At 45.3% G+C, this 11,721-nt stretch carries 11 protein-coding genes; 7 read left to right on the forward strand and 4 right to left on the reverse strand.

Annotated elements, in window-relative coordinates:
- Positions 1-63: 63 nt before the first annotated feature.
- A complete protein-coding gene (locus tag JHD45_RS20335; RefSeq protein ID WP_199478318.1) occupies positions 64-1,488 on the forward strand; it encodes a formimidoylglutamate deiminase in 1,425 nt (474 codons plus the stop codon).
- On the forward strand, positions 1,478-2,077 hold the full coding sequence (locus tag JHD45_RS20340; RefSeq protein ID WP_199478319.1) for a HutD family protein: 600 nt from the start codon (positions 1,478-1,480) through the stop codon (positions 2,075-2,077). Before JHD45_RS20335 ends, JHD45_RS20340 begins: the two co-directional genes overlap by 11 nt.
- Here JHD45_RS20340 and hutC read toward each other — a convergent pair whose 3' ends face one another.
- Both hutC and JHD45_RS20350 read right to left on the reverse strand, forming a co-directional pair.
- Complete coding sequence (gene hutC, locus JHD45_RS20345; protein ID WP_233407968.1) at positions 2,078-2,833, reverse strand: histidine utilization repressor; 756 nt, start codon at positions 2,831-2,833, stop codon at positions 2,078-2,080. It abuts the gene before it with no gap.
- Positions 2,834-2,955: 122 nt separating this feature from the next.
- Positions 2,956-3,612: a cytochrome b/b6 domain-containing protein gene (locus JHD45_RS20350; protein WP_199478320.1), complete on the reverse strand. Its 657-nt coding sequence runs from the start codon at positions 3,610-3,612 to the stop codon at positions 2,956-2,958.
- 263 nt (positions 3,613-3,875) lie between these two features.
- Here JHD45_RS20350 and JHD45_RS20355 point away from each other — a divergent pair, with 263 nt between their 5' ends.
- From JHD45_RS20355 to JHD45_RS20375, 5 genes are all read left to right on the forward strand, one after another.
- Positions 3,876-4,907: an AraC family transcriptional regulator gene (locus JHD45_RS20355; protein WP_233407969.1), complete on the forward strand. Its 1,032-nt coding sequence runs from the start codon at positions 3,876-3,878 to the stop codon at positions 4,905-4,907.
- A 484-nt stretch (positions 4,908-5,391) separates the two neighbouring features.
- A complete protein-coding gene (gene pepQ / locus JHD45_RS20360) occupies positions 5,392-6,684 on the forward strand; it encodes a Xaa-Pro dipeptidase (RefSeq protein ID WP_199478322.1) in 1,293 nt (430 codons plus the stop codon).
- A 350-nt stretch (positions 6,685-7,034) separates the two neighbouring features.
- On the forward strand, positions 7,035-8,027 hold the full coding sequence (locus tag JHD45_RS20365; RefSeq protein WP_199478324.1) for a tripartite tricarboxylate transporter substrate binding protein: 993 nt from the start codon (positions 7,035-7,037) through the stop codon (positions 8,025-8,027).
- 104 nt (positions 8,028-8,131) lie between these two features.
- Positions 8,132-8,635: a tripartite tricarboxylate transporter TctB family protein gene (locus JHD45_RS20370; protein WP_199478326.1), complete on the forward strand. Its 504-nt coding sequence runs from the start codon at positions 8,132-8,134 to the stop codon at positions 8,633-8,635.
- A gap of 7 nt (positions 8,636-8,642) precedes the next feature.
- A complete protein-coding gene (locus JHD45_RS20375) occupies positions 8,643-10,151 on the forward strand; it encodes a tripartite tricarboxylate transporter permease (RefSeq protein WP_199478328.1) in 1,509 nt (502 codons plus the stop codon).
- Between the two features lie 124 nt (positions 10,152-10,275).
- On the opposite strand, the gene aroQ is transcribed toward JHD45_RS20375, so the two are convergent.
- Together aroQ and JHD45_RS20385 are read right to left on the reverse strand one after the other, a co-directional pair.
- Positions 10,276-10,731 (reverse strand): type II 3-dehydroquinate dehydratase, encoded by a 456-nt coding sequence (gene aroQ / locus JHD45_RS20380; RefSeq protein WP_199478330.1) that lies wholly within the window; start codon positions 10,729-10,731, stop codon positions 10,276-10,278.
- A gap of 19 nt (positions 10,732-10,750) precedes the next feature.
- A complete protein-coding gene (locus JHD45_RS20385) occupies positions 10,751-11,683 on the reverse strand; it encodes an AEC family transporter (protein ID WP_199478332.1) in 933 nt (310 codons plus the stop codon).
- Positions 11,684-11,721 lie beyond the last annotated feature (38 nt).

Raw genomic sequence — 11,721 nt, forward strand, 5'->3', positions numbered from 1 at the left:
TATTTTCCATTACACTCATACTTGTCAACCACACTGTAACCCTGTCCAACTCAGGAATTGATTATGCCCAACCACAACCAGACGGATCTCTTTGATAACAGGAGCCTTCCCCAAACCTATTTTGCTGAACGGGTGCTATTGCCTTCTGGTTGGGAAAATAATGTGCTTTTTTCTATCAAAAACGGTCAATTCCTCTCATTTGACTGTGACAGTACACCAACGACAGGCTGTCAGAGACTGACAGGCCCCGTCCTACCAACAATCGCCAACCTGCATTCTCATGCCTTTCAGCGGGTAATGGCAGGGGCGGCGGAGGTCTGCCTTAATCCCAACGATAGCTTTTGGAGTTGGCGCGATTTAATGTACAAAATCGTGCAGAAACTGACGCCTGACGACGCGCGCGTCATCGCGACTCAGCTTTATATTGATATGCTAAAGGCGGGCTACACCCAAGTGGGCGAATTCCACTATTTACACCATGGTTTGGGTGGAAAGCACTATGATCAAGTGGGTGAAATGGCGAACCAGCTTATTGCGGCGGCGGACGACTCAGGCATGGGGTTAACACTACTGCCAGTACTCTATTCCCATTCTGGCTTTGGTGGTCAGGCGCCCAATGCAGGCCAAGCGCGGTTTATCAACTCGACAGAGTCGTATCTCAAGCTGCATCAGGCTTGCCAGTCTAAGCTTAACAATCACCCACATCATAAATTGGGCGTCTGTTTTCATTCATTGCGAGCTGTGACTAAGCCTCAAATTGAGACGGTACTCCACACCCTTAATGCGTCGTATCGCGACACATGCCCAATCCATATTCATATTGCAGAGCAACAAAAAGAAGTCCAAGACAGCTTGGCTTATAGTGGTCAGCGACCTGTGGAATGGCTACATAACGAAATTGGTCTAAATGAGCGTTGGTGTTTGGTTCATGCCACCCATTTAACCGAGAGCGAGCGTCACGCCATTGCCAAAAGCCAAGCCGTCGTTGGATTGTGTCCGACAACGGAGGCGAATTTAGGGGATGGTATTTTTCCTGGCGTCGCCTTTGAACAAGACAATGGCCGTTGGGGCATCGGCTCTGACAGCCATGTGAGCCTATCAATTGTCGAAGAGCTGCGAACCTATGAATACGGACAGCGTCTACGCGACCAACAGCGCAACCGCTTGTATCGCGCAGATCAAACCCGCGTTGGCGATAACCTTTACCTACAAGCTTTACGGGGCGGCAATCAAGCCTGTGATGTGTCATTGGGATTAACAAAAGGTAACCGGGCTGATTTTATGGTACTCGACGAGTCTCACCCTTTTATGGCGGCAAGTGAACCCAAAGATCTGCTCAATCGCTGGCTGTTTGCCAGCAATGAAAACCTTGTTAAAGACGTCTTCGTAGCAGGCAACCACATCATTAAAAACTTCCACCACCAGCAAGAAGAAAACAGCCGTCTGGCCTTTATTCAAGTCATTAAAAAGGTGATGTATGACGCCTAACACTCGGTTGCCTTACCAGATTCTTTCACAGAGCGATTACCAACGCATGCCATGGAAAAATGGTCTTGGCGAAACGTTAGAGATTCAACGTCATGAAGATAGGAACGGCCTACGTTTTCGTATCAGCCAAGCCTCAGTTGTAGAAGATGGTGTGTTTTCTGACTTCAGCGGGTTGCATCGCACCTTGGTGTTGCTCTCTGGTGAGGGAATGATGTTAACTCACCAGAGAGTCAACACGCCGCCCTATTCTCATCGCCTGACTCAGCCACTTGGTATAGCACGTTTTGCGGGAGGTGATAAAACCCACGCAACACTGATCAAGGGGGCTATTGAAGACCTCAATATTATGGTGCGAGAAGCCGACACCCAAGCCAATGTGGAGGTGGTTAAAGCCCCTTACTCCATAGCATTGCCAACTGACGAGCATACTGTGTTTTGCGGTATTTATGCCTCTGAGGACAGTGTCGTTGAAAAAGATAATGGCGACCTCTTGCTGCTAAAGGCACACAGCATAATGCTGTTATCAAAAGACATACATCTAACATTGACGCAGGGGCACGGCATTTTTATCACTATTTTGGACGTTTAATTAACGTCCAAAGTGACCAAACAGCTGGAAGCGGGACCCCGGGTGCAGCAAGCGCGCCACGGTAATGATATCGTCTCCCGCCCAAGTACGACGATTAATCTGTAAGCATGGCTCGGTAGGCGAAATCTGCAAACGTTCGCACTCCGTTGGGGTTGGTAACACCGCTTCGACCAAATGCTCTCCTTCCGTCATGGGAGCAGTAGTCATTAGGTATTCATAGGAGGTATGTTTGGAAAAGTCCTGCTTATCATAATCGGGTGCGCGACTGGCATTCACGATGCGCTCTTCGATTTGAATCGGCAGATCGTCTTCATAATGGATCACCACGGAACGAAAAATACCATGATTGGTGCGCACCCCCAGCATCATAGCTTCTTCCACATTGGCCTTAGCAGATTCCAGCACCAATAACTCTGAACGGTGCTGGTGACCACGAGCAATAATCTCTTCGGCAATGTTATGCACTTCAAACAAAGCAGAATGGGCTTTCTTTTCTGCCACGAATGTTCCAAGGCCCTGATGACGAACCAATATCCCTTCAGCGGTTAATTCCCGCAATGCACGATTCACCGTCATCCTGCTCACCCCCAGGGCTTTCACCCATTCCGCCTCGGATGGGACGCGCTGATTCACTTGCCACTGACCATGACTGATTTTTTGGGTGATAGCCTGCTTTAGTTTGGCATAAATGGGCTGTGACGCATCGGGCATATCATCAAATAAATGCGCAAGCATTGATAGAGTGTCTTCTGACAATGGAATATCCGTTTGCTGATGAATGAAGTGCTATTATATCGCGACGCTCAAGCATCAAACAATAGACTTGTATAGACAATTAAAGCTAACATGCGCATTTCTTCTTGTGACAATACCGACGATTATATCGGCATCATCCATAATACAGCCAACCAAGCAAGCCCGATGACCAGTGACAGAACGATACCCAAGCGAGGCGTCTGTACTTGCACAGGCCCCGTTAGACCTTTCTTTTTGCCGTGCAGCATGGCGAGAAATAACCGTTCCTTAAGATGAATTTCATGGAACAAAACTGCCAAGATGTGTAAGGCGACTAATGCCAATAAAATATTAGGTAATGTATGGTGAATGGTTGAAATACGATCTAGCCAATCATCGGAAGCATAACCATTGAAAGGGCCAAACCAAAAGATCTGATCACTGGTAAACAGTCCCGTCAACCATTGGAGGCTCAACCCAAGAAATAATACGACCACCATTAATGCGCCAATCGGATTATGGCCCGCATAGTGCTCATGATGTCCGGTAAGCAATCCTTTCAAATAAGAGAAGACCACCTTAGGAGAGCGTACAAACTGTCCAAAACGCGCATAATGAGATCCCCAAATGCCATATAAAACACGGGCTACGATTAACGCTGACAAACTATACCCCATATAAAAATGGTATTTGAGCCAGTCACCTCCTTCATTGCCAGTTATGATCAATCCCGTAAACAAAAGCGCCATCAACCAATGACTGACTCGAATCGGCCAATCCCATACTAATTCAGATTTCATGTTTGTTTTTTTCCTATGCAATAACCGCATTCGTTCGCTAAAAATACATCATCAGACTATTTTTAACGAAGGCAGTTTAACGGGCGTATCTTGATTGAGGTATTGGCAAGCACCATCACCCTGCTAAATATATTCATAGTAGACAAAAAAACCGCCATAAGTTCATTCCACTCATGGTATTTATTTGCCTATTAAGCTTAGACGCTTTTTCTCTTTTCTTTATTAACATGACATAACAACGCCACATAACAAGGAGTGACACCATGTTGCTAGGCTTTCTCTTTATTATTGTTTTGGTCTGTCTGATCATCATCTACTGCTATCTTTTTAAACGCCGTTTTTTTGCTAGGCAAAACCTCGTTATTGACCTGCCTTTTGATATCGTATCAGAAAACCTAAAAGATCTAAGCAACTGGCCACAATGGATACCTTGGCTGCTCTTTGAGCCGAACACAAAAGTGCATTATGACTACTCCCACGCTGGAGAAACCACCCTATTACCCTCATGCTTAAGTTGGAAAGGTAAACTCATTAAAGAAGGGTATATTCTCATGAAACCGGCTCGCCCCAGCGCCAGCTACTGTCATGCCGTTATCGAGGCCAATGCGTTTTATCCAAAGGATGTGTTTCTTAGTATCGACCTTACTAAACAAGGCTCCCATACGGGAATTAACCTGCAACTCACGGGAAGCGTCCCTTTTCTATTGCGTTACAAAACGGCCCTACTAAAAATTCGTGCTAACAAAGACCTTGAGCTGTCCCTATTACGATTAAACGCCCATTTGGTTCAATACAGCCAACGCACGGATTACGAGTTTGCAGACCCTTCTTACACATTTTTAGAAACCAAGCAACTTGGTCATTTCGATGCGGTTACTCGCCCCTTTACGGCAAAAGATCAATCCATCTCACAAAAAATAGAACAGGGCTTTCACGATTTATTCACGGCTCTTGGTCCACAAAACCCAACAACGGGTCATCGATTTACCCTCTATACCAAAGCCGACCCGATTCATCATGACTTTGAAGGCGTTCTGGGGGTATTAGTACAAAATGTAGAACCCTGCGACCTGCACCCAGAACGGATCACCCTTAACGGGACATACCTGCAATTACTCTACCATGGTAGCTATCAGCACTTATCTTTGGCATGGCATGTGATCCACAACATGATGCGCTTACAAGGCCATCGACCGGATAAAAAGCACCCGAGCGTAGAGGTCTACGAAATAGGACCAGGCCAAACCAACAGCCCAAAAGAGTACGTTACAAAGGTATGTTTACCAATCAAGTAGCTTTTTTATTCGTTAAGGGTAAAATCGAAAATGAAGAAGTCTAATATCTACTCACTTTAAGGATGAAAAATGATGATCTCTGACCACCAGCTCTGGTTTATAGACCGCGCATTTGAGTTAATACTTACGATTGCCTTTTTCTACATTTTTAAACATCTTTTCCATATAAATAATAGTTGGCTATTAGGTTTTTTGGCCGTTTCCTCAAGTTTTTTAATCGCAGGTGTTGTCTATAAACAGGTTGAAAAAACCAAACTGTGGGCAAAACTTCGGTCTAATCAACAATAGAGCCCTTCCCCTGTACCATGCCCATATTCGGGACTTTTTTGCGGTTCTAGATAGAAGTGCCCTATTCCTTTAGAGTATGCTCATTACTAACGCCCCCAACACATGATGCTGAGCATTCTTGATGGATCAAGGGTAGCGAGCATTACGCTTTAAGCATACGTAGCAAATACCTTTAAACGAATAAGAGCCGATTACGATGACAACTCTCTATCAGGACCATCTCACTGTATTACAACAACGCTATGAAGCCGCCTTAACACACTTCCAATGTGATGCCGTAGTACTGGCGTCAGGTCATAAACAATATTACTTCCAAGACGACCATACAGCGCCTTTTCATAGTTACTCAGGTGCCCAACAATGGCTTCCATTTACCTTAAGCGCGGAAACCTATCTCATTATTGAAGCAGGTAAAAAACCGCGTATTGTGTGGCCGGTTCGTGATGATTTTTGGCACGCACCAAATCCCGTTCCCGCTGGTGAGTGGCAGGATAGCTGGGACATTACCCCCGCCCGTCGTGACGATAAATGGTTCCAAGGTTTACCAGAAAAATGTGCCTGGCTTGGCCCCGAACCACAAGATTTTGCTCATGTTATCCCAGGTTTCAATACCTATGTGGATTTTGCCAAAGCGGTGAAAACCCCTTATGAAATAGCCGCTATTCAACGTGCTAGCGTCCGTGGTGCAAAAGGTCACCTTGCCGCAAGGGATGCCTTTTTAAATGGCTTGAGTGAATTTGAAATTCATTTGGCCTATTTACAAGCCAGCCAACAAACCGCCAACCAAGAACCTTACCCTAGCATTATAGGCGTCAACGAACATGCTTCGGTGCTGCATTATGAACACAAGGACTTTGATCGTAGCGCCAATCCACTAACCTTGCTGATTGATGCTGGCGCCACGGAGCACGGTTATGCCAGTGATATAACACGCACCTTTACCAAACAAGACGATGAGTTCCGAGCTTTGGTCAAAAGTCTGGACAGTGCAGAGCAAGAGATGGCAAAAAAAGCCTTGTCTGGTACATCCTATCCTGAACTCCACCAAGGGGCACTGCGAACCATCGCTGGTATTCTCCATGACCATAAAATTTGCTCATTGAGTGTGGACGAACAAATCGCAAAAGGCATTACACAAACCTTCTTCCCCCATGGCCTTGGACATTTGTTAGGGTTACAGGTGCACGATGTAGGCGGCTTTCATCAGGATGTGTTAGGCACACGTCGTGAACCTGATGCGAATGCGCCTTTCTTAAGGCTGACTCGTACATTAGAGGAAAACATGGTGCTCACCATCGAACCCGGTCTATATTTTATCCCCATGCTGTTGGACAAAATGCAGGCTGAGATACCACAGCACGGGTGTGATATGGCACTCATTAAACAATTCATTCCCTACGGTGGTATTCGTATTGAGGACAACATCGTTGTCAAAGACGAAGTGTCGGTTAACTTAACCCGACAAGCCTTTTCTGAATACGAAGCGTAGATCATTAAACCTTATAAACCACAAGCGATGCGATTCTGGAGCATCAGTAATAGTCTCGCTTGTGGTCGTTAGCCAAAGGGATTGGAACCACTGCAAATCGCAGTAAATGACATCTTCTGATGCGATTATGATGAATTTTCTACTAAAAATGTGGGAGTTTATCGATTATCCATAACTAAAATAGTATAAAATTCGTTGGTTTTGGAATCGATAAACTCTTTTCTCATTCACGACTCGTAAGCTAAAGTAATCCACGTTGCCGATTATTTGCCCCATTTGGGTAAATAAAAATAATAATAAACGTTTTGACCTTAGCTCATTTATTTTGCATAAGGCTAACCGGAGACACCATGAAAAAAACAGTACTTACCCTACTCACGGCCCTCTCGCTATCCTCAGCGGCAAGTTTTGCAGCCTACCCAGACAAAGACATTCAAGGCATTATCCAATGGGGAGCTGGCGGCTCAACGGATACAGTCATGCGTTCCATAACGCCTCATGTCGAAAAATTCCTTGGTACAGACATTATTCTCACCAACAAAACAGGTGGCGTGGGGGCGATTGCCACCAAGTATGTTTATGCTAAACGCGCCGATGGTTACACTCTGCTTATGGGGGCAGAAAACCCACAGATGTATAAAGTCTTAGGCTTAGGGAATATCGATTACAGCGACATGATCCCCATTGATATCTTAGCCCGTGGCACACCAATCATTGTTGCCAATAACAACGCACCTTATAACAACATGGAAGAATTTCTGGACTATCTTCATAACCACCCAGATCAAGTAAAGATAGGCTCAACAGGCAAAGGAGGAATGACGTCACTCGTGCTTGCCATGCTCAAATCTCAAACTAAGATGAGTTACATCAGTATTCCTTACAATGGTGACGGCCCAGCGTTAACCGCGATTCAAAGTGGCGCTATAGATGTCATGCCTGCCGTATTAGGTGCAGCCATTGAGCAAGTGAAAGCAGGTCGCATGAAAGTCATTGGGCTGATCGATAACGAGCCAAATAAATTACTTCCCAACATAAAACCCGTGACAGACACCTTGCCAGGAATGAAAAAATATCTGCCTTGGGGGCCTTTTTTTGGCGTGTTCGTGAAAAAAGGTACACCTAAGGTAGCAGTTGAAAAACTACAAAACGCGTTCCACAAAGCCGCGTTGAATCCTGACTTTGTTAAACTTATGGATAAACGTGGTTACAGTATTTTGAATATCAGTGGTCAAAAAGCGAGAACCTTCTTGGATTCCTATCGCTCAACCTCCTCTTGGTTAGCATACGATGGCGGAGTCGCGAAAATATCCCCTGCTAAATTCGATATTCCAAAACCTTAATACTGCGAACGAGGTGAGGTATCACGCTGACGATCTCACTCATCATCTAACAGGAGAGTCGCTCTTGCACGACTCTCCTTGTATTGGCATAACCTGGAGTCTATATGTCCAGTCCGTCCCTACGTAAGCCAGGCGAATTAATCTTTGCCTTGTTATTGGTTATTTTTAGTGTATTTGTCTTTTGGCAAGCTTACAAAATCGCTGGCTTCTCCTCCATGAGCTCAGCTGGGGCCTTCCCTATGGCTGCGTCTTTCGCGATGCTGTTATCATCTTGCTTTATTTTTGTGAAAACGCTAAAAGCCCCTAAAGCAGAAGGCATGCGTTTTTTTTACCACTGCTTACCACCCGTTGTTGCCATTATTATGGCCATTATCCTGATATACGCCGTATTGCTAGATAGTGTCGGCTTTACCTTAACCAGTTTTGCTTTTCTGTTTATTTGTATACAAATACTGCATCGACGGAGCCCTTTCTATACCTTTGCCTTGTCTCTTATTACGCTCATCGTGGTGTATATTGTATTCCGACTGATTTTCCAAGTCGTTCTTCCCGAAGGTATTGTCCCAGAAGATCGAATCATCGCTGTCATCAAGTCACTGTGGAGCTAATCACACAATGGATGCTTTAAGCTATTTCGCTACCTCATGGGTATCACCTGAATTATTTGGACTCACAGCATTAGGGACATTTTTAGGGATTTATATTGGTGCCATTCCAGGCCTTTCTGTGACCATGGCCGTCTCCATTCTTATCTCTTTTACCTTTTCATGGGACGTGAATAACGCCCTTTGCCTGATGGTCGGTGTATACATGGGCGGCGTGTATGGCGGTTCTCGAACCGCGATTTTGCTGAATATCCCAGGTGCCCCTTCTGCTATTGCAACCGCACTGGATGGCTATCCGCTCGCTCAGAAAGGCCTAGCGGGTGAAGCCATAGGTTTATCGACCGTCATGTCAGTGATCGGTGGTTTTGTTGGCATCATTGTGCTTGCCCTTGCGGCACCAACCGTCAGTAAGTTTGCCATCACCTTCCAGCCTCGGGATTATATGATGCTGGGCATTCTCGGCATCACCTTGGTTGGCTCGTTATCTGGTGGTAGCTTAGCCAAGGGAATTTTTGCTGGCGCACTTGGCTTGTTGGTCGGTACGGTAGGGCTGGATCCGATGACCGCACAAGAGCGTTTTACCTTTGGCGATGTGGACCTCTGGAATGGTATCAATCCTGTAGCGGTAATGATCGGCATGTTTGGTGTAGGAGAAGCACTGCATCAACTGCACTATATGGACAAAATGGTGGTCAAACAAAAGATTAATCGCATCCTACCAAAATTGTCAGACCTTAAAAAATACCTACCCTTAAGTCTACAAAGTTCCTTGTTAGGCGTTATCATTGGCGCCCTACCTGGCACAGGGGGCGATATTGCCGCATTAATGGCCTATGACCATGCAAAACGTATTACTAAAAACCCCAAAGTGCCCTTTGGGGAAGGAGCAAAAGAGGGATTAATCGCGCCGGAATCGGCAAACAACGCCGCCGTAGGTGGGGCGTATATTCCCATGCTGACATTAGGTATCCCAGGAGATGCTGTAACGGCGGTCTTTATCGGCGCCCTATTTATCCACGGTTTAAATCCAGGTCCGTTATTATTGACTGAACAGCCCCATATGTTTTGGTTCACCGTGGGCAATTTAACCCTATCGAATATCTTTGTACTGATCTTTGGCCTAACAGGCATTAAGATTTTTTCTAAGATTGTCGAGTGTCCAAAAGGTATTTTAATTCCGATTATTTTCTTACTGTCGATCGTTGGGTCTTACGCCATCAACAATTCGATTGTCGATATCTGGTGGATGCTGGCCTTCGGTATATTAGGCTATTTTATGCGCCTTTACCGTTTCCCTGTAGGCCCAGTGATTCTAGGGGTAATTTTGAGTTCACTAACAGACCAAAATTGGCGCCGCGCTATCTTAAGTGAACGTGGGGATTTGGGTCCATTCTTTGCTCATATTTTCACAAGCCCGCTGTCTACCGTCCTCTTCTTAGCCATTGTGTTGATTTTCTTCACGCAAACGCCGATTTGGACAAAAATGCTCAAGCCAAGATTATTTCGTAAAAAACCATAAACTTGATTATCGGCTATTTGGGCGTACCCGCACTTATATTCACAGAACAATTAGTGCACGGTACGTCCATACTATTTGTAGATTAAACAGACCAAGTTGTAGATTAAACAGACCAAGCCACGCCTTAGGCCTGCTTCATCTTATGAACCAGCCCTTGGATGCCCAACACATACCCCTGCACTCCCATGCCGACGACAATGCCTGCTGCCACGGGCGAAATATAAGAATGATGACGAAATGCCTCCCGAGCATGCACATTGGATATATGCACCTCAATCACAGGTACTTCTGCGCCTTTAATCGCATCATGTAAGGCAATGGAAGTATGAGTATAAGCACCAGGGTTAAACACCACACCAAGCACATCCCCTTCTTTAATGCGTCGTCCCGCCTCATGAATATAGTCAATTAAAACCCCTTCATGGTTCGATTGACGAAAATCGATGTCATGACCTAACGCACTCGCCGCATCTCGACACATGACTTCCACATCAGCCAAGGTTTCGTAACCATATTGCGCTGGCTCACGGCTACCTAGTAGATTCAAGTTTGGTCCATTCAACACCATGATGGTCGACATCGCTGTTACTCCCAGTCAATTAAACAAAATAACGTAAGATAATACTTAATGTGAAAAAGGAAGCCACCGTCGTGATCAATAAAGTACTGGCGCAAAAACTGCGCTCACCGTATTTATCGCCAATAATAGGATAAATGCTAAACATAGAAACGGCAGAAAATACAATCACGGCGGTTTTCAATTCGCTCGGTAAGTTCGGGGTCAGTGATAGCAGCATCATCACCACTAATGGAAAAAAGATCAATTTCCCTGTTGCTACCAAGGCAATTTGCTTAAGACTTCCTTTGACCGACACTCCAACCAAAGAACCGCCGATGACAATCAATGCCACAGGCGCGGAAGCAAGTGCCAACATATCCAACCCACGGGACAAAAATACTGGCAAAGAAAAACCAATCGATGAGCCAATCAGTCCGGCACACACCGATAAAATAATCGGATTCGAAATCACCCGCTTGAGAATGGGTAACACAACTCGACTACCGTCCATGCTATTTTTGCCATACAGCGCTTCAATAAAAATCAGTCCTAGCGGCATCAAGATAATGTTTTCTACCATAATGCTCATGGCAAAGGCTTGTGTTGGCGGATGATGGAAAAATTGCAATAACACGGGAAAGCCAATAAAGGCGCTGTTTGGCATGGTCGCCCCCAGCCCTCTTACTCCAGATGAGACCCAGTTGTCCTTAAAAAACCAACGACAGACAAAAATAGTGGTGGTTAATGTGATCAAACCACTCCCTGCGTACACTGCCATATAACTAATATTAATGGATTTCGCCAGATCCATATTTAATAACTTAGTGAACACTAACGCCGGTAGCGCCAAATACAAAACAAAGCGACTCAAGCCAGGCAGCGACAAGGCGGGCAATAGCTCAAATCGCACCACAAGATAGCCAAGCAAAATCAAAAAGAAAATTGGCGCAGTAATGTTTAACACAGCATCCATAATCCACATTCCTTATAGGCTAGTGGCGCGATCATAAA

The organism is Marinomonas spartinae (genome assembly GCF_016461715.1).
GTDB lineage: Bacteria > Pseudomonadota > Gammaproteobacteria > Pseudomonadales > Marinomonadaceae > Marinomonas > Marinomonas spartinae_A.

Excerpts from the sequence above, each read along its gene's own strand:
- JHD45_RS20335 (WP_199478318.1), top strand. The coding sequence starts at position 64 with ATGCCCAACCACAACCAGACGGATCTCTTTGATAACAGGAGCCTTCCC.
- JHD45_RS20340 (WP_199478319.1), top strand. The coding sequence starts at position 1,478 with ATGACGCCTAACACTCGGTTGCCTTACCAGATTCTTTCACAGAGCGAT.
- JHD45_RS20350 (WP_199478320.1), bottom strand. The coding sequence starts at position 3,612 with ATGAAATCTGAATTAGTATGGGATTGGCCGATTCGAGTCAGTCATTGG.
- JHD45_RS20355 (WP_233407969.1), top strand. The coding sequence starts at position 3,876 with ATGTTGCTAGGCTTTCTCTTTATTATTGTTTTGGTCTGTCTGATCATC.
- pepQ (WP_199478322.1), top strand. The coding sequence starts at position 5,392 with ATGACAACTCTCTATCAGGACCATCTCACTGTATTACAACAACGCTAT.
- JHD45_RS20365 (WP_199478324.1), top strand. The coding sequence starts at position 7,035 with ATGAAAAAAACAGTACTTACCCTACTCACGGCCCTCTCGCTATCCTCA.
- JHD45_RS20370 (WP_199478326.1), top strand. The coding sequence starts at position 8,132 with ATGTCCAGTCCGTCCCTACGTAAGCCAGGCGAATTAATCTTTGCCTTG.
- JHD45_RS20375 (WP_199478328.1), top strand. The coding sequence starts at position 8,643 with ATGGATGCTTTAAGCTATTTCGCTACCTCATGGGTATCACCTGAATTA.
- aroQ (WP_199478330.1), bottom strand. The coding sequence starts at position 10,731 with ATGTCGACCATCATGGTGTTGAATGGACCAAACTTGAATCTACTAGGT.
- JHD45_RS20385 (WP_199478332.1), bottom strand. The coding sequence starts at position 11,683 with ATGGATGCTGTGTTAAACATTACTGCGCCAATTTTCTTTTTGATTTTG.